The organism is Shewanella sp. UCD-FRSSP16_17 (assembly GCF_001675935.1).
Classification (GTDB): domain Bacteria; phylum Pseudomonadota; class Gammaproteobacteria; order Enterobacterales; family Shewanellaceae; genus Shewanella; species Shewanella japonica.
Map to the genome: position 1 here is coordinate 67,833 of NZ_LZFV01000024.1, position 18,797 is coordinate 86,629.

The following is an 18,797-nucleotide window of genomic DNA, read 5'->3' on the forward strand; positions in this document are numbered from 1 at the left end:
ATTTTCAGATTCCCAAAAGCAAGTCAGTTGTAACACATCTATGTCCAAAACAAGCTTCAAACTATACCCATTTAAGACATTAGTAGATATCTAAACCAAAGGCGCTAACTTCATTAACTCTGCAATATTTTGCACGCCCAACTTTTCCATTAATTTTGAGCGGTGAACTTCAATGGTTCTGACTGCCACACATAATTCATTCGACATCTGTTTATTGGTATTGCCTGCGATAACTAATTTGAAGATTTGATTTTCTCGCTCTGACAGTCCATCAATCAAAGCTAAATTGTGCATTTTCCAGTGTTGCTTCACGCTGTATTGCATACCCTTTTCAATAGACTGTGCCAGCACTTTGCCTTGAACGGGTTTTTGAAAGAAGTCAAAAGCACCTTGTTTAAACGCATCAACAGCCATGGGCACATCGCCATGTCCTGTTAAGAAGATAATCGACAACGGGCTTTTTGCTTCATTCAATAATTGCTGTACTTCTGGGCCGCTAAGTCCAGGCATTCTGGCGTCTAAAATTACGCAACCTGCTAATGACAAATCAACCTGATCGAGAAAGGCGTCTCCAGAGTTAAAGCTGGTTAGCTGATAACCGAAGCCTTCCATTAAAAAGCATATTGAATCGATAATGGCTTCATCATCATCGACTAAATAGACTGGGCAATGAATGTCAGTTTGCATGTGTATTCCTTGCAATATTTTGAATGCATCATTGATAAGTATCTCAGTTTGAATCGATATGCGAACTAATTTTATACAAACCATGAAATCCATCACGTTGCGTGATTGTCGCTCATCGTAAGCTTATTATAGTTTTCTAATGAAAGGTTTTATTGTGCTGCGGATATTGCTTTGTTTTATCGCCATTAGCTTTTTGTCACCAGTTTGGGCTAAACCGCAAGAGCTTTATGTCGGTGTGCTTGCCAATTGGGGCGATCAGCAGGCGATTGCTCGTTGGACGCCGATGATGGATTACTTGAATGAACAGTTACCTGATACCCGATTTCATGTTTATCCAGGTAATTTCGAAGCCTTGAATGCGGCAATGGAATCAGGAAAAATCCAGTTTATTATTACCAACCCAGGGCAATACCTTTATTTATCCAATCAGTTCCCTTTATCTTGGCTAGCTACGATGCGTTCAAGGCGTCATAACGGCGCTACCTCAGCTATTGGCTCAGCCATTATTGTTAGGGCTGACAGTGATTACCGCACCTTGTACGACTTAAAGCAAAAAACCATTGCGGCTAGTGATCCTCATGCTTTAGGAGGCTATCAAGCTACCATTGGCCTGATGCATAAATTGGGCATGGACACTAAAAATTACTTTAAAGAGATTAAGTTTCTTGGGTTCCCACTCGATCCATTATTGTATCAAGTGCGAGATGGCAACGTGGATGCGGCGATAACGCCATTATGTACCTTTGAAGATATGGTCGAGCGAGGGCTGATTAAAGCGGATGAGTTTCGTATATTAAACCCGAGTCGTCCGAAAGGATTCGACTGCCAGTGCAGTACTAATCTTTATCCTAACTGGTCGTTTGCTGCGAATGAGAGCGTGGATATTGAACTCAGTAAACATATCACTCAAGCGCTAATGGATTTACCTTCAGATCACCCTGCTGCAATACAAGCAAAACTAAAAGGGTGGACGTCACCTATTAGTCAGCTGGCAGTGATTCAGTTATTCAGTGAGCTTCATGTTGAAGCGTCAGAAGTAAACCGCTGGGACACTTTACTAAAATGGCTTAATGATAATCGTCATTGGGGTGGTTTGGCCGTGCTGTTATTTATCGTCGCGACGGTTTACCACTTATGGATTGAGTATCGCTTTCATCAAAAAAGTGAGTCGTTAATTGAGTCTGAGCGGCAATTAAAACAACAAGAATTGGCGTTAGAAAAACTGCAAAGTGCTGCCATTATTGGTGAGATTGGCGCAGGGCTCGCACATGAGATTAATCAGCCCATTGCGGCGATTACCAGTTACAGCGAAGGCGCTATTATGAGGCTGGAAAACAATCAGCCTTTTGATGAACAATCAGCCAAAGCATTGCTAACTAAAATCCATCAACAATCCACCCGAGCTGGCGAAGTGGTGCACCGTATTCGTGGTTTATTAAAGCGCAAAGAAGCGGTCATGGTGGATGTCAACATTTTGAGTTTGGTCGATGAGAGTGTGTCATTACTCAAAATTGAATTGGCTAGACATGACATCAGTGTTGAAAACAATATCAAAGGTGAGCCATTTTTTATTACCGCTGATAGAGTTGGCTTGTTGCAGGTGCTGATTAATCTAATTAAAAACAGTATTGATGCGATAAGTGATAGTGCTGAAGCTGTAAAACGAGCCAAAATTGTCATCGCAATGGATTTTAAAGAGCATCAGGTGGATGTTTCGATAATCGATAATGGCCCAGGCTTACCTGAAACATCAGATGCGTTAATGGCTACCTTTTATACCACCAAAGAAAATGGTTTAGGCCTTGGGCTTGCGATTTGTAATGAAGTCATCAAGGAACATGAAGGCGCCTTTAGCCTTAACAATCGACAAGATATTCAATCTGGTTGTATTGCCAAAATCAGTTTGAAGAAAAGAGGCAGCCAGCAAAAACTCATCGTTTAACGTGAGTAACAACCCGCCTCGGTAGAGGCTGGTTGAGCCGGAGAAACACTGACTATTTTGTTTTTATCACGAAAATGGACAAAATGTGGTTTACCACAATAGCGAAAAAAATAGACATGTGTTGGTGGTTTTTTAAACCGTGAACACAGTCACAAAGCCGAAATACCCGCCGTAGATATGTGGTTTACCACAATATTCAATTCGCTTCTTCTGTTTGAGAATGATGAAAACCTTAGAACAACTTAACCGTTATGCCATCCAGTTGATTGGATATTAAAGCAAGCTGATTAAGGTTCTTGGGCATCGTTGTCAATTGGGAGAAGTACCATGAAACTAGATCGGCGAACCTTTATCAAAGGCGCAGGAGCAGGCACCGCAGGTTGTGCACTCGCTGCGCTGCCTGGCTCGATTGCTGCTTTAGGCAGCGTCACTGTGCAAGGGAGTGAAGAGCTAGTCGCAAGTAGCTGCGAGATGTGTTCAACACGTTGTCCTATTTCTGCTCGAGTAGTAAACGGCAAAAACGTGTCTATTTTAGGGAATAAAAAAGCGAAATCATTTGGCGGGGCAGTGTGTGCCCGTGGTGGCGCTGGTCATAGTTTACTTTACGATAAGCAGCGTATTGTTAAGCCGCTTAAGCGTGTAGGCGAACGTGGCGAAGGCAAATGGGCTGAAATTGAGTGGGATGAAGCCTACAGTCTGATAGCGGAAAACCTCAATAAAATTAAAGCCAAGCATGGTGCAGAGTCCGTTGCATTTTCTTCTAAGTCTGGCTCGCTTGAAAGCCACCTTTTTCATCTCGCCAAAACCTTTGGCAGCCCAAATACCTTTACTCATGCATCGACTTGTCCAGCTGGTTATGTGGTTGCAGCTAAAGCCATCTTTGGTGGCAAAATTAAACGTGATTTAAGTAACTCAAAGTACATCATCAACTTCGGTCATAACTTGTATGAAGGCATTAATATGTCGGAAACAAGAGGCATGATGAATGCACAAATGGAAAAGGGCGCCAAGCTAGTGGTATTTGAACCACGCTTTTCTATCGTTGCTGATAAAGCTGATGAGTGGTACGCCATTAAACCAGGTACAGATGTAGCGGTTGCCTTGGCGATTTGTCATACCCTGATTAATGATGATTTATACGATAAAGACTTCGTCGCACAGTACGTTGAAGGCTTTGATGAGTTTGCCAAAGAAGTCAAAAACTACACACCTGAATGGGCCGAAACGATAAGTGATGTACCCGCTGAAGATATTCGCCGTATTACCCATGAATACGCTGCTGCAGCGCCTCATGCATTAGTGGATTTTGGTCACCGAGCCTCATTTACAACAGAAGAGTTTGAAATGCGCCGTGCTTTATACGCTGCCAATGTATTGGTAGGCAATATTGAGCGTAAAGGCGGTTTATATTTTGGTAAAAAAGCATCGAAATATAATAAGTTTGCTGGCGAAAATGTTGCGCCAACACTATCAAAACCAGGTGTAAAAAACTTACCTAAAATTGACGCTAAGCGTATCGATATGGTCGATGAGCAATATGCCATGTTGTGGTCATCGGGTGGGGTATATCAAACCATTTTAGATGCCACTCTTGATGCCGTGCCTTATCAGTTACATGGTTGGGTAATGAGCCGCACTAACCCAATGCAAACGATGACGGATAGAGCGAGAATTGTAGAGTCGATGAAAAAGCTCGACTTTGTTGTCGCCTGCGACTTATACATCACAGAAAGCGCAGCTTATGCTGATGTGTTCCTACCTGAATCTACCTACCTTGAACGTGATGAAGAAATTAAGGATAAGTCAGGCAAGAACCCAGCTTATTACGTGCGCCAAAGGGTGGTCGATACCATTGGTGACACTAAGCCAAGCTGGCAGATTTGGAAAGAGGTGGCAGATAAATTAGGCCTAGGTGAGTACTTCCCCTGGGAAAATATGCAGACCTTGCAGATGTTCCAAGTGAATAAAGATATTAGCTTGCTGGATAAAATTAAGCGTGATGGCTGGGTAAGCTACGGTAAACCATTAATGTTACGTGAACCGAGCATGGTGAATGCGTTTGTAACTGAATACGCTAATGCAAAAGCGCCAGATGAAGATAGCACTTATGCCAGTCATCTGAGTTTTAAAACGCCATCAGGCAAGATTGAATTAAGCTCAGATAAAGTGGAAAAAATGGCACCTGGACGCGGCGTGATTAAATACCGCGAAGTCACCATGAAAAAAGCTGATGAGCTATTTTTCATCCAAGGTAAGGTCGCCGTACATACCAATGGCGCAACGCAAAATGTCCCCATGTTGGCTAATTTGATGTCTGACAATGCCTTGTGGATCCACCCGATAACAGCGGGGCATATGGGGATTTCGAGCGGCGATAAAATTCGTATCTTCAACGATACAGGCAGCGAAGAGGGCCATGCCTTAGTCACGCCAGGTATCCGTCCTGATACCGTATTTGCTTATATGGGTTGCGGCTCTAAAAACAAAGAGCTTGCGCGTGCCACAGGTAAGGGTATTCATTGCGGTAACTTACTTCCTCATGTCACGGCTCCGGTAACAGGTATGAACCTACATACTACCGGCGTCAAAATTGCCAAGATTTAATCGGAGTTCATTATGACTAAACGTTATGTCCTTGTGCACGATGAAAATAAGTGCATTGGCTGCCAAGCGTGTAATGTCGCTTGTCGCAGTGAAAATAATGTCCCTGAGTCGGTGACCCGTATTCAGGTAAGAGTTGAGGGGCCTTACGGTAATTTCCCTCACCTGCATTTTAAATACAACCGCGTGTCATGTGAGCAATGTGAAAACGCACCTTGCGTGAAAGTCTGTCCAACTGGAGCGGCTTATGTCAACGATGATGGCATTGTATCCATCAATGAAGGTAAGTGTGTTGGTTGCTTGTATTGCGTGGCGGCGTGTCCTTATAAAGTGCGCTTTATCAATCCTGAAACCCGCGTGCCGGACAAGTGTGACTTCTGTAAAGAAACCCGTTTAGCTCGAGGTGAAGAGCCTGCATGTGTAGCAGTATGCCCAACTCAAGCGCTGACCTTTGGTGATGCCAATGATTTAACTTCAGAAGTGAGTCAATTACTGGATACCAAAAATCATTATCAACAAAAAGTGAATCTAGGCACTGAGCCAAGGGTTTATCGTATTCCTAGCCGTAAAGGAGGGATCAAAGCATGAATAATATCTGGGGCTCAATGGAGCAATACGATCCAGTCGTCTGGAACTGGATAATCGCAGTGTATTTATTTATGGCAGGGTTATCAGCAGGCTCAATGCTGGTGGCAATAGGGCTTAAATGGTACAAGCAAAGCCGAGGTTTACCGACAGAAGGGTTGCCGGTGATTAAAGCCGCAGCGGTAGTTGGCCCAGTCTCTATTTGTCTAGGTATGGCGCTGTTAGTGCTTGATTTAACCAAGCCATTTGAGTTTTACCATATTCTGCTTAACTACAACTTTACTTCGGTGATGGCTTGGGGGGTATTAGCATTATTATTTTATATCCCGCTGGTGTTTATATTTGCTGGTTTAGTGTTTGAAAAGCAGCTACTTAAATATGCGCCCTGGTTAGCTGGCGTGGCTAAAGTATGTCGCCAACTTGAGAATAGCCTTAACAAGTTGATCTTTATATTGGCGATAGGGGTTGGGGTTTACACAGGCTTTTTATTATCAGCGCTGATTAGCTACCCGATATTAAATACTGCTGTTTTACCTGCACTATTTTTAGCATCAGCTTTGTCGGTAGGTTCGGCAGGTAACATTTTGGTTGCGACCTTATTCTTCAGCAAAAAAGAATCTGACTGTATCGAGCAAGTGCATCGCATCGAATATCCTGTGGCGTTTAATGAAGCATTATGTTTGGTGTTGCTGTTTGTTGGGCTTAACTTTTCAGGCCCTGCAGCGCAAGCAGCAACGTCAGCTATCACTACAGGAACGTGGGCGAGTGTATTCTGGCTAGGGGTTGTTGGTTTAGGTTTAGTTGTGCCAGTGCTTGCTAGCACGATTGCACCTAAGTCATGGCGTCATACAAAAGGGTTTTTAATCACGGTTTCTTGTAGCACCATTCTTGGGGTATTAGCCTTACGTCACTTCGTGGTGTATGCAGGGCAAAGTTATATTAGCTAGAGCGCTGTATATAAGAAGGTATTGATTCTTGAAGAGTACCAACTTATTCAGCAATTAATAGCATCAATAAAGCCGCTTAACATATACTGTTTAGCGGCTTTATCGTACTCGCAATATTTATAGCGTTAGATTATTTCTCACATAAGCTGTGGAAATTGCCTCCCGGCGAAAATCACTTATTCCATTATTAATATCAATACTACTACCAGCACTACTATCAGTTTTACATTCCAAGAGCATCACATGTTAATCGAGCATGTTTATTTAGGTTTAAATTTATCCGATGCAATCATGTGCAGTAATGATATAGTCATTTTTATTTAATCATTTGATTCAGATGTTTGAAGAGTATTAAACATGAGTGTTTGTGGCAGTTGCGGATCAATGACTCGCAATAGATAAGCACCAAAATAACATAGAGGGATTTATGATTTATTGGCCGTTAAATAAGAACATTAGGTTGGTCAGCATACTGGCTATGCTGTTGTTATCAGGATGCGCTTCGCAGCAAGTGAATACCAAAAGTAGTGTGATGGATTACCTTTATCCAAAGTCCAGCGAAGCAGTAATTACCCCTGCAATCCCTCAGTTAACTCTCCCGTTACGGGTTGGTGTTGCGTTTGTTCCTGCAAGTAAAAGTGATAGCTCATCTCATAACTCTTGGACCGGAAATAGTTATTCTGCAGGGTTATCGGAATCTAAGAAAACCGAAATTTTAGAAAGTGTTGCTAGTAACTTTCGGATGTTGGATTTTGTTAGCAGCATAGAAGTGATCCCCTCTGCGTATTTAACTGCTGGTGGTAGTTTTGCTAATTTGTCTCAAATACAAACTATGTATGGTATTGATGTGATCGCATTGGTTTCTTATGACCAAGTACAGTTCACCGATGAGGGCATATTATCGCTAAGCTATTGGACAATTGTCGGTGCTTACGTGGTATCAGGCGAGAAGAATGATACGAATACCTTGATGGATACAGTTGTCTACGATATCGACAGTAAAATGATGCTATTTAGGGCGCCAGGAACCAGTCAGATATCAGGCAGCTCAACACCTATTAATTTAAGTGAAGAGTTAAGAGCAGATAGCATTCAAGGCTTTGAGCAAGCAGCGGATAGTATGGTTATGAATTTAAATACTCAATTGGATAGCTTTAAAAAGAGAGTTAAAGAAAACCCTGATCAAGTAAAAATAACGCATAGTGAAGGTTATAGTGCTAAAGGTGGCGCGCTAGGTTTGTTAGATATAACACTGTTTTTCATAATAATGGTATTTGGATTTAGAAACCGAGTAGGTAGAACATAATCAAAACCAGTGCCTACAACCTGAAAGATTGAATAATTAGCTACTTTTAGTGCTTTTACTGAAGTATTGCGTGCTGACATGTCCGCTTGTTGAAAGTACAGGCACAAAAAAACCACCWATATAGGTGGTTTTTTAATGCAGAATCAACGTTAGGTTTTAGCGCGTTTCATCGCAGTGAAGAACTCATCGTTTGTTTTGGTCATGGCCAATTTATCGATAAGGAATTCCATGCCTGATACTTCATCCATTGGGTTAAGGATTTTACGTAAAATCCACATCTTCTGAAGTTCATCTGGCGTGGTGAGTTTTTCTTCACGACGCGTACCTGAGCGGTTGAAATCAATCGCTGGGAATACACGTTTTTCAGCTGCTTTACGAGAAAGGTGTAACTCTTGGTTACCTGTACCTTTAAATTCTTCGTAAATGACTTCATCCATCTTAGAACCAGTATCGACAAGCGCTGTTGCGATAATGGTTAAGCTACCACCGTGCTCGATGTTACGTGCAGCACCAAAGAAACGTTTTGGACGGTGTAAAGCGTTAGCGTCAACACCACCGGTTAGGACTTTACCTGATGATGGAATCACGGTGTTGTATGCACGTGCTAGACGCGTGATTGAGTCTAATAAAATCACCACGTCTTTTTTGTGCTCAACTAAACGTTTGGCTTTTTCGATAACCATTTCTGCCACTTGAACGTGACGTGATGCTGGCTCATCAAAGGTTGAAGCAATCACTTCACCTTTTACCATGCGTTGCATTTCGGTTACTTCTTCAGGACGTTCGTCAATCAGTAATACCATTAACACCACTTCTGGGTTGTTGTAGGTAATGCTTTGCGCCATGTTTTGAAGTAATAAGGTTTTACCCGCTTTTGGCGGTGCGACAATCAAGCCACGTTGACCTTTACCGATAGGAGAGCATAAATCAAGAATACGCGAGGTGATATCTTCAGTCGAACCATTACCGCGTTCCATGCGTAGGCGATCTTCTGCATGTAGCGGGGTTAAGTTTTCGAATAAGATTTTAGAACGAGAATTTTCAGGCTTGTCGAAGTTTACTTCGTTGACTTTTAGCAGGGCAAAATAGCGTTCACCGTCTTTTGGTGGGCGGATTTTACCAAAGATGGTATCACCGGTACGCATATTGAAGCGTCGAATTTGGCTTGGAGAGACATAAATGTCATCAGGGCCTGCTAAGTAAGAACCATCTGAACTTCTTAAAAATCCGAAACCATCTTGAAGGATTTCTAATACACCGCCACCAAAGATATCTTCACCGCTTTTGGCGTGGGCTTTCAGAATTGAGAAAATGATGTCCTGCTTGCGAGCACGGGCCATATTGTCTAATTTCATGCTTTCAGCGAGTGAAACTAGGTCCGATATAGACGTGTCTTTTAATTCAGTTAAATTCATGTTGGGGGTCTTGTATTACGCGACGATGCTTACCGCAATCAATCATAGGGTATAACGGTGTAGATAAAGTGTGATTGATAAGCGAGTAGGAGTTTAGTTGAAAAAATCTGCTGAATAAATTAGCACTATATGGAGTGTGCGTCCAGAATTTTAGCTAATTATCGGCACAAATTGTTCACATATTGTGCCGATAATCACTATTCAAGCTCAAAATGCGCAGCATCGTCATGATTGATTAGCGTTATTGACTCTCATATATGAGAGTCTCTAAGCCAATAACGAGTCTTATAACAGCACTCGTTATGAATAATATTCAACATTCAATCAGATAGGCTGTGATTCTGATTTGAGGCTTGATTAAGCTTGTGCGTCGATGAACTCTTTTAATTGAGTCTTAGATAGTGCGCCAACTTTAGTCGCTACTAACTCGCCGCCTTTGAACATTAATAATGTCGGAATGCCACGTACACCGTACTTAGCAGGTGAAACATTATTTTGGTCAACGTTAAGTTTAGCTACTGTTAGCTTACCTGCGTACTCTTCAGCTACGTCATCTAAGATTGGGGCAATCATTTTACAAGGACCACACCACTCAGCCCAGAAGTCTACCAATACAGGTAATTCTGAGTTAATAACGTCATTTTCGAAGCTGTCATCGCTTAGGTATACAATTTTATCGCTCATGTAAATCTCCAGATTTGGCACCATTGCTAGTTTATTAATGGCTTACCATGTATATTGGGGCGGTTAAATAGTTTTCAAGTAAACGTGTGGGCTATTTCAAACGATTAAGTCTTTTTTTGCAACACTAACGAGTATGCTTGTGCTATGAGCGAAACACATTTATCTACCCAAAGATTCGCCGACTTCCCTCTGAAACCAGAGGTTGTTCAGGCTTTAAACGAAAATGGCTTTGAATTTTGTACGCCGATACAGGCGTTATCTCTCCCCATTTTATTACAACAAAAAGATATTGCAGGTCAGGCACAAACAGGTACTGGCAAGACAATGGCTTTTTTGGTTGCAACCTTTAACCATCTTTTATCCGTTGCCGTCCCAGAAGGGCGACAAGTCAATCAGCCACGTTCAATTATCATGGCGCCGACTCGCGAACTAGCGATTCAGATTGCAAAAGATGCCAAATTATTAGAAAAACATACCGGCTTAAAAGTGGGTATTGTTTATGGCGGTGAAAGCTATGATGTTCAACGCCAAGTGCTTGATGCTGGTGTTGATATCCTTATTGGCACAACGGGTCGTATTATTGATTACGTTCGCCAAGGTGTGATTAGTTTGAACTCGATTCAAGCTGTCGTATTAGATGAAGCTGACCGTATGTTCGACTTAGGCTTTATTAAAGATATCCGTTTCTTGTTTAGACGTATGCCTGATGCGAAATCTCGCTTGAATATGCTTTATTCAGCGACATTATCAATGAAGGTACAAGAGCTAGCTTATGATCATATGAATGATCCTGAGAAAGTCGAAATTGCGCCTGAGCAAAAAACGTCAAAAAACATCAAAGAAGAAATTTTTTACCCTTCAACAGATGACAAAATGCGCCTGTTGCTAACATTATTAGAAGAAGACTGGCCAGAAAAAGCCATTGTATTCTCTAATACTAAGCACAGCTGCGAAAAAGTATGGTCATGGTTAGAAGGTGACGGTCATCGTGTTGGATTACTGACAGGTGACGTGCCGCAAAAGAAACGAATTCGTATTCTTGAGCAATTTACTAATGGTTCGCTTGATGTGTTAGTGGCAACTGATGTTGCTGCGCGTGGCTTACATATTTCTGATGTATCTCATGTATATAACTATGACTTACCGGATGACTGTGAAGATTATGTTCATCGTATTGGCCGTACTGGCCGTGCAGGTCAAAAAGGTGTGTCAGTGAGCTTTGCCTGTGAAGAATACGCATTAAACTTACCTGCAATTGAGACTTACATTAAGCACTCAATTCCAGTGACAAATTACGATCGTGAAGCGTTACTTGATGATTTACCGCCACCAGTGCGTATTCATCGTAAACACCCAACGACTCGTGGTCGTGATGGTGCTAACCGTAATGGTGCTCATCGCAGTGGTGGTCGTCCACCTCAAAGGAATCGCAGACACTCGTAAATGACTGTTTCAGCTACATTACCCTGTTACGCCGCGATAACGCTTGGCTCAAATAGCTTTAATATGTTGGTTGCCCAAACATTGGATGGCCAACCAACGATTATTGCTAAATATAAGCAAAAGGTGCGCTTGGCTGAAGGTATTGGCGAGGATAATCGCTTAGCTGAAAATGTGTTACAGCGTGGTCTTGATTGCTTGCAAATGTTTGCTGATATGCTTGAAAAACATCAAGTAGCTCAGCAACATGTTGCTGTTTTTGCGACAGCAACACTCCGTGTTATTTCTAATGCCGCTGAATTCCATCGACGTGCGTTACCGATATTAGGTCATCCTATCGAGGTGATTAGCGGTCTGCGTGAAGCTGAGCTTATTTATCAAGGCATGGCAGCGACAACCGAAGGTGATGGCCAGCGTTTAGTGATTGATATTGGCGGCGCTAGTACCGAGTTTATTATTGGTAATGGCAACGAAGTGCTATTTAAAACCAGCTTAGATTTTGGTTGTGTGCGCTTTAATCAACAGTTTTTCAATCAAGTCCCTCATCAGCTTCAGCATTTTGAACAAGCTAAAGCAGCGGTGTCTGATGCGTTGCTTCCTCATAGTGAATTACTTAGAGAGCTAGGTTGGCAAGGCGTGGTTGGTGCCTCAGGCGCGGTTCAGTCCGTGGTTTCGGTACTGAATCATCGTGAGCTGTCTGAAATCATCACCCTGAAAGTCTTATATCGATTTCGTGATGAAGTGTTGGCGCAAAAGAATGAATCTTTGCATCATATTCAAGGCTTATCTGAAGAAAAAGCACCGACTTTTGCTTCAGGCATCGCCATATTAATCGCCTTATTTGAATTGCTTGATATTGAGTCGCTAAATTTATCTGGCGGCGCCCTTCGAGAAGGTGTGCTGAAAATGTTGGCTGACAGAGTTGAGCTGGGCTAAGATTTGAAAAAGTGCTTGTTATGAGCGATCAAAAAAGGACCTAAATAGGTCCTTTTTTATTGTGGCGTATTTTGATTTATTTAACGATATTCAATAAATCTTGCTCTAGTGTCACTTCAGGGCTTTCTACGATACGGCCAATCTCTTTATTGTCTTGTTCAACGATAAAGGTTGGGATACGTGTAAACTCATAGTTAGCGGCTAAACCTTCAGGATCAAGCTTGCTGCGATCAACACCAATGTAGGTAACGGTGATATTCGGGTTAGCAACTTCTTCGATTAGCTTCATGAAACGTGGTGTTTCACGATGACAATCAGGGCACCAAGTTCCAATAATCACAACCACATTTGTTGGCGTGGTAATGGCTTTTAATGCTGAGATAGTCGCGGCATCTGTTTGATAGTTTTCAAACTCTTCTGCATAGCCTGGTAAATCTTTTTCTAATGCTGAAATTTCAACAATACCTGTGATAATCACTTCTTGTTTCTCCTCGCTACATGTTGCCATGAAGCCTGATTGCTCTTCATCAAACGCACAGCCGCTGCTAGCTAAGGCTGAACCTACAACCAATTGGCTGCTAAAGAAAAGGGCGGTTGTGGCTAATAATGTTTTAACAGTTTTATGCATGATAAAGTCTCATGAAAGAAGAATGCAATAATTCAATCATTTTGACGTAAGTTAGGGAAGTTGAATATGAGCGACCTGTTAGCTAGATCACTCACAAGGGCAATAATTCAAAGAGAACTTTGAACTTGCCCATAAGTGCGATAAATACTGTAACAGATATAAGAATCTTATTGCATATCATATTCCTGATGCGCGGTTTTTGTCCTTTTGGGGCTGTTTTTCTGTCGAGAAAATATGCCAAGACTTTTCAATTCCTGATTCTTGCCACTTAGCTACAGCAACTAATCTGTGTTCACGTCCCTTGATGGCTACTGGGATCATATTATCTTCAAAATACACTTGCGAAGTAATGTTTTGCTTGTTGATCCCTTGCGCCACAATCAAGCGGGTAATTTCTTCGGTGCGCTTTTTAGCGAGTTCATGGTTATAGGTATCGCTACCCTCGGGGCTTGTATCACCAATCAAATAAATCTTCGCGTCTGGGTGGTGTTTGACTGCGTTTACCATTTTAGCCAAACGATTCGATTCATAGTCAGTCAGTGTGTGTTTATCAAATTCAAACATCACCACACGGCTGGCTTTTTTCTCCACGGTGACGGCATTCTCGCAGCCATCGTTATTGATAACTGAACCGTCAGGAGTCGTTAAGCACAGATCTCGAGCTGTGATAACGCCATCGGCATCGACATCGGTTAAATCACGACTTTGCTGTTCAACCATGGCTGGTTTAGGTGTTTCAATACAGGCTGATAGCATCAATGCCACGAGGCAAAGCGGAAGCATGTTAAGGTGTTTCATATTACTTCTCCTCTTGCCATTGTGTTGGGGTGTCGACTCTAAATGATTCAATGAGTTGACCAGTGGCGTTAATTAATCGATACGATGCAATATGATAATTGTAATAGGCGCTAAGGTAGTTTTTTCTGGCTAAATAGACTTCTACTTTGGCATCTAACACATCAAGAAGTGAACGTCTTCCTAGCTCAAATTGACGTTGATAGCCTTGCTCTGCTTGCACGGCTTGGTCCACATTCACTTGATAAAACTTACGTTGCTGGCCAACAAATTCATAGGCGTTCCAAGCAAGTCGAGTGCCTTCAATGACTTGTTTTTCAGTTTGCTGACGAATTGATTTTGCTTGTTGTACTTGCCAGGCTGCGGCTTCTGCTCGGTCATTGGTTGAACCGCCATTATAGAGGTCATAACTGAGCATTAGCATGGCTCGTGCATCTTCATCAGGCCCTTCAATCCCACCAATGTTGTCATTTTTATTGGCTTGAAGTTCAATTGATAACTTAGGCCAGTAGTCACTTTTTTCTCGCTCATACTGTGACGAAGCAGCTTGAGTATCGTTGATGGCCGCATCAATTTCTGGATGGTTCTTAACGGCTTGCTCTAGTGCCAGCTTGAGTGATGTAGGTACATAATTAAAATCGGGTTTGGCATCATGCAGCTCTGTGGGAAGTTGGCCAACTAGGTCGTAATAACGAGCTTGTAAATCCATTTGCTCATTGCGCGCAGCAAGGTATCCCGATTGACTTGTTGCTACACGGGCTTTGACTTGCGCGACGTCTGATTCACTACTCAGGCCTTTTGCTTGACGCAAAATAATGTCTTTTAAGATGTCTTCGTGTTCGACAATATTACGTTCAGCAAGCCCCACTACACGGTTAGACAGCATTAAATTGAGATACACTGTTGCGACATCTAAGCTGAGGTTTTCAGCTTCAGAAATCAGCCCAAAGCGTTCAGCCTCTTGTTCAAATTCGAGGCGGTCAATTTCTGAAGTGGTTCTAAAACCATCAAATAATAGCTGCGACACTTTCACGCCTAACTCGGTGCGATTTAAATCAGTATCGACGCGTTGGCCGCTGTTATAGCGCACCTCTTCATAGCCTACACCACCATACAACTTCACTTGGGGTAAATAGTCTCCTACTGCGGCTTTTTTATAGCGAACAGCAGCTTCAAAGCTAGCGTACTTTTGCTGCAGCCTAGGGTGATGATTTATCGCTTCAGCCACTGATTGTTCTAGCGTCATTGCTTGAACTTGAGTGGACATCACTAAAGCAGAAATGAATAGCAGTTTTTGCATAGTATCCTTACCTTCTGGTACCTTTACGGTTCTCTTAGTGCATTTGCTTTGGCTCGTAATAATGGTTTAAGCCAGTAATTTAAAACTGTTTTTTGACCGGTCAAAATATCTGTAGAAGCTTGCATTCCGGGGATAATTGGCCAGCCATTGAGCTGAGTTTCATCTGTTTTTATGTGCGCCTCATAATAGGTGGTGCCATCTTCTAGTTGCTGGGCATCTGGACTGACATAAATCACCTCACCTTTGATGCCACCATAAATGACAAAATCATAAGCGGTAAATTTCACCATGGCTTGCAGTCCAGTATGAACAAATGCGATGTCCTTAGGCGCTATTTGGCTTTCAATAATCAGTTGATCATCTTGCGGCACTATTTCCATGATAACTTGCCCCGGTTCAACCACTTGACCGGCGGAGCGCACCAGAATATTCGACACGCTACCAGTGACTGGCGTAGTGATTTGGGTGCGTTCGAGCCTATCGGCTAGCGTTTTCATGTTTTCGGTTAACGCTGAGAGTTCGTTACTGGTTTTATTGCGCTCATCGGTCATGCGATTAATAAAATCGAGTGCCACATTGCGACGCTCTGCTACCGCTTGACTGATCGCGGCCTGAAGCTGTCTTTCACTGGCTTGCGAGGCAGATAATTCTCCTTGTAAACGAACTGCATCTCGCTCAAGTTTTAATAGTTCAAGTTCGGCAACGGCGCCTTCACTAACTGCTTCACGGGTCATACGGATTTCTTGTTTCGCCATGCTAAGACCACTACGTTGAGCCTCAATATTAATATTCACTTCTTCTTTGGCTTGGCGTTTTTGCTCGACGATTTGCGCTGTTTGATCTAATTGCGATATCAGTTGAGAGAGTTGCGATGAGTATATTGCTTGAGCACGACGATTGGATGAAGGGTCTGCAATCTCAAACTGTTGCGGACTGACTTGCACTTGTGAAAACCATAGCGGTTCATTGTCATTGATTTGCACACTTTCAAGTAATGCTTCTAATCGTGTGAGTTGGTTTTTTAAGGCAACGCTATTGAGTCTTGCCTCATGGAATGCTGAGGCAAATCGTAACTCATCTATCACTAATAGAGTTTGTCCCGCATTAACGGTATCGCCTTCTTTGACTAAAATTTCTTTTAAGCTGCCGCCATCTAAACTTTCTATTTGCTGAACGGCTGTGGCTGGTACCACTTTGCCTTCGCCAACCACCACCTCTTCTAAGGTGGCAAAGGCTGCCCAAGCAATCGTGGCCAAAAGCAAGGCAACAGTCAGCATGATGACCGTGTTGGCACGTTTTGCCCCTTCAAGGTGTTTGATGTGCATGTTGGCACTCATGATTTCACCTCTTTGCTTGTATGTTGGCGCACATTGACCGCTTTAATTCGGCGCTTACTGGGCTCAATAAATTCACTGGCAGATTTCTCGCCGATTATCGCCCCTTTATCCATCACTATGATGCGATCACAAAGGCTCAATACTTTGGGGTTATGGGATGAAATTAACAGGGTGCAGCCTTGAGTATTGGCTTTTAAACTACTGATAATTTGATTTTCACTGCGTTCATCCATAGCACTAGTGGGTTCATCAAGGATGAGTAATGTGGGCTGACGAAGTAGGGTACGACATAGTGCAATAGCTTGACGTTGTCCGCCCGATAATTGGCGGCCAAATTCACCCACTTGGCTGTTTAAACCACTGCCGAGTCTATCCATTAATTTATCAATACCCGTATTCATCATGGTTTTAGCCAGTAATGCTTCATCCACGTGTTGGAGTCCGTAAAGTAAGTTGTCTAGGACGGTGCCATAGACTAAACAGGGTTGCTGACTCATATAACCGATATGGTCACGAAGTCGATTAACGGACCATTGTTGCGCTTCGAGTTGATTGTAAAAAAGTTGACCTTCATTTAATTGATACTGCCCTGCAATGAGTGCCAGTAATGTTGATTTTCCCGCACCTGCGGGGCCATAAAAACCGACTTTTTCTCCAGCTTTGATATCAAGAGATATGTCATTAAATGCTGTTAGTGGCTGCTCTGGGTAACTGAAACTTGCGTGTCGTAGATGTAGGCTGCCATTAAATGGGAATTGCGACACACTCATTGATTGCTGCTGGTTTTCTTGGGGTAAAGACAAGATAGATTCAACCGAAGTAATTGCTGAGCGAGTCTGTTGGTATTTTAGCAAAAGCATGGCTATTTGATTGATAGCACTTGAGGCGCGTCCGCTTAGCATGACGATGGCGATAAGTCCGCCCATGCTCAAGTTACCCTGATGAATTTGATAAACGCCAGTAATAATCAGGCCAATGGACACTAGCTGCTGACAGTTCATCACACTATGGCTTAGGGTATTTGAGCTAATACGAGACTCATTTTGCCAATCTGCAAGACTACTGACGGTTTCATGCCAAATACGTGAGGCTTTAGCTTGACCGTTATTTTGTTTAATTTCGGCTAGCATATTTAGGCTTTCGACTAGATGTGCTTGACGCTGAGTAGACAGTTTTGATGATTCTTCTATGGTTACTGATAAGCGCTTTTGCATAAAAACACTCAGTAAAATGAGTACGACCATGCAGGTTAATGGCACAAACACCATGACGCCACCTAACCATGCAATTAGGAGCAAAAACAATAGGGTAAAAGGTAAATCCACTGCCGTGACAAGGGTGACTGATGTGATGAAGTCACGAATGCTATCAAATTCTTGTAATTGTTTAGCGAAAGCCCCTGATGATGCGGGGCGGTTTTCAAGCCGCATTCCGACGACTTTTTCAAATAATGTGCTTGAAAGTTTAATATCAACTTGCTTGCCAGCGACGTCAGCAAGACGGGTACGAGCTTGGCGCAGTAACCAGTCAAAAACAATCGCAATGGATGCACCGCTAGCGAGGACCCATAAGGTATCAATGGCTTGGTTGGGCACAACACGGTCATACACATTCATGGTAAATAATGGTGTGACTAAGGCGAGTAAATTAATGGCCAGAGAACCAATCAGAAAACTGCCGTAAAACGGTTTTACTTCATCAAATGCGGCTAAAAGCCAATGTTTTTTGGTCTCTTTGTGGTGTTCAGTACCTCGCTCGTCGAGTTGTTCGAGTGGCTTGAGATACCAACACAAACTGTTTTTTTGAGGAAACTGTTGGCTTAATTGTTTGGGTGAGATTGTTGATTGTTCACCAGCAGCATTGAGTAAGGTAAAACCTGCAGCTTGTTTTTGGGTAATGAGAAAAACCTGTTGATTAGCATCGGTCAGGAGTGCAGGTAGCGCTAAATGCTGACTGTCAATTTTTTGCAAAGCAGCGTCCAAGTTTATTTTGGCCATCGCTGTGGTGAGTTGGATGGCGATGTCTTTTTGTACGGGCAGTGCTTGCTGCACTTGTTCAGTGCTAATGCTTAAGCCAAAGTGAGCTTTGGCTAATACTAGAATATTAACTAAGGCTTCATGTTGAGCTATATCGGCATGACTGCTATCTGTAACTGACATTGTAATATTGCGTATCCTTATGCGTTTTTAGTTTT

At 42.6% G+C, this 18,797-nt stretch carries 15 protein-coding genes; 7 read left to right on the forward strand and 8 right to left on the reverse strand.

Features of this window, described 5'->3' with window-relative positions:
- Positions 1-90 precede the first annotated feature (90 nt).
- The gene (locus tag A9267_RS11790) at positions 91-687 is read right to left on the reverse strand and encodes a response regulator transcription factor (RefSeq protein ID WP_065109314.1); all 597 of its coding nucleotides are present in this window, start codon (positions 685-687) and stop codon (positions 91-93) included.
- Positions 688-826: 139 nt separating this feature from the next.
- Here A9267_RS11790 and A9267_RS11795 point away from each other — a divergent pair, with 139 nt between their 5' ends.
- The 5 genes from A9267_RS11795 (at position 827) to rhlP (ending at position 8,068) form a co-directional block, all read left to right on the forward strand.
- Entirely contained in the window at positions 827-2,629 is a 1,803-nt protein-coding gene (locus A9267_RS11795) for a sensor histidine kinase (RefSeq protein ID WP_231919104.1), read from the forward strand.
- A gap of 327 nt (positions 2,630-2,956) precedes the next feature.
- Positions 2,957-5,233 (forward strand): thiosulfate reductase PhsA, encoded by a 2,277-nt coding sequence (gene phsA / locus A9267_RS11800; RefSeq protein ID WP_065109315.1) that lies wholly within the window; start codon positions 2,957-2,959, stop codon positions 5,231-5,233.
- Positions 5,234-5,245: 12 nt separating this feature from the next.
- Positions 5,246-5,818 carry a 4Fe-4S dicluster domain-containing protein gene (locus tag A9267_RS11805; protein ID WP_055023581.1) on the forward strand — a complete coding sequence of 191 codons (573 nt, stop codon included), beginning with the start codon at positions 5,246-5,248 and terminating at the stop codon, positions 5,816-5,818.
- Positions 5,815-6,762, forward strand: a complete 948-nt coding sequence (gene nrfD / locus A9267_RS11810) for an NrfD/PsrC family molybdoenzyme membrane anchor subunit (RefSeq protein ID WP_055023580.1) — start codon at positions 5,815-5,817, stop codon at positions 6,760-6,762. The genes A9267_RS11805 and nrfD overlap by 4 nt, the downstream gene beginning before the upstream one ends.
- A 427-nt stretch (positions 6,763-7,189) precedes the next feature.
- Positions 7,190-8,068: a rhombotarget lipoprotein gene (gene rhlP, locus A9267_RS11815; protein ID WP_065109316.1), complete on the forward strand. Its 879-nt coding sequence runs from the start codon at positions 7,190-7,192 to the stop codon at positions 8,066-8,068.
- Between the two features lie 149 nt (positions 8,069-8,217).
- Here the strand turns inward: rhlP and rho are convergent, their stop codons facing one another.
- On the reverse strand, positions 8,218-9,483 hold the full coding sequence (gene rho, locus A9267_RS11820; protein ID WP_065109317.1) for a transcription termination factor Rho: 1,266 nt from the start codon (positions 9,481-9,483) through the stop codon (positions 8,218-8,220).
- Between the two features lie 357 nt (positions 9,484-9,840).
- Positions 9,841-10,167 carry a thioredoxin TrxA gene (trxA, locus tag A9267_RS11825; protein WP_055023577.1) on the reverse strand — a complete coding sequence of 109 codons (327 nt, stop codon included), beginning with the start codon at positions 10,165-10,167 and terminating at the stop codon, positions 9,841-9,843.
- Between the two features lie 144 nt (positions 10,168-10,311).
- Here trxA and rhlB point away from each other — a divergent pair, with 144 nt between their 5' ends.
- Together rhlB and A9267_RS11835 are read left to right on the forward strand one after the other, a co-directional pair.
- Positions 10,312-11,610 carry an ATP-dependent RNA helicase RhlB gene (rhlB, locus tag A9267_RS11830; protein WP_055023576.1) on the forward strand — a complete coding sequence of 433 codons (1,299 nt, stop codon included), beginning with the start codon at positions 10,312-10,314 and terminating at the stop codon, positions 11,608-11,610.
- On the forward strand, positions 11,611-12,543 hold the full coding sequence (locus A9267_RS11835; protein ID WP_065109318.1) for a Ppx/GppA phosphatase family protein: 933 nt from the start codon (positions 11,611-11,613) through the stop codon (positions 12,541-12,543).
- Positions 12,544-12,619: 76 nt separating this feature from the next.
- Here the strand turns inward: A9267_RS11835 and A9267_RS11840 are convergent, their stop codons facing one another.
- From A9267_RS11840 to A9267_RS11860, 5 genes are all read right to left on the reverse strand, one after another.
- Complete coding sequence (locus A9267_RS11840; protein ID WP_065109319.1) at positions 12,620-13,171, reverse strand: thioredoxin family protein; 552 nt, start codon at positions 13,169-13,171, stop codon at positions 12,620-12,622.
- A gap of 177 nt (positions 13,172-13,348) precedes the next feature.
- The gene (locus tag A9267_RS11845; RefSeq protein ID WP_065109320.1) at positions 13,349-13,969 is read right to left on the reverse strand and encodes an OmpA family protein; all 621 of its coding nucleotides are present in this window, start codon (positions 13,967-13,969) and stop codon (positions 13,349-13,351) included.
- A 1-nt stretch (position 13,970) separates the two neighbouring features.
- Entirely contained in the window at positions 13,971-15,266 is a 1,296-nt protein-coding gene (locus A9267_RS11850; RefSeq protein ID WP_055023572.1) for a TolC family outer membrane protein, read from the reverse strand.
- Positions 15,267-15,289: 23 nt separating this feature from the next.
- Positions 15,290-16,603 (reverse strand): HlyD family type I secretion periplasmic adaptor subunit, encoded by a 1,314-nt coding sequence (locus tag A9267_RS11855; protein ID WP_065109321.1) that lies wholly within the window; start codon positions 16,601-16,603, stop codon positions 15,290-15,292.
- Positions 16,600-18,762, reverse strand: coding sequence for a type I secretion system permease/ATPase (locus tag A9267_RS11860; protein ID WP_065109322.1), 2,163 nt, complete (start codon positions 18,760-18,762; stop codon positions 16,600-16,602). Before A9267_RS11860 ends, A9267_RS11855 begins: the two co-directional genes overlap by 4 nt.
- Positions 18,763-18,797 lie beyond the last annotated feature (35 nt).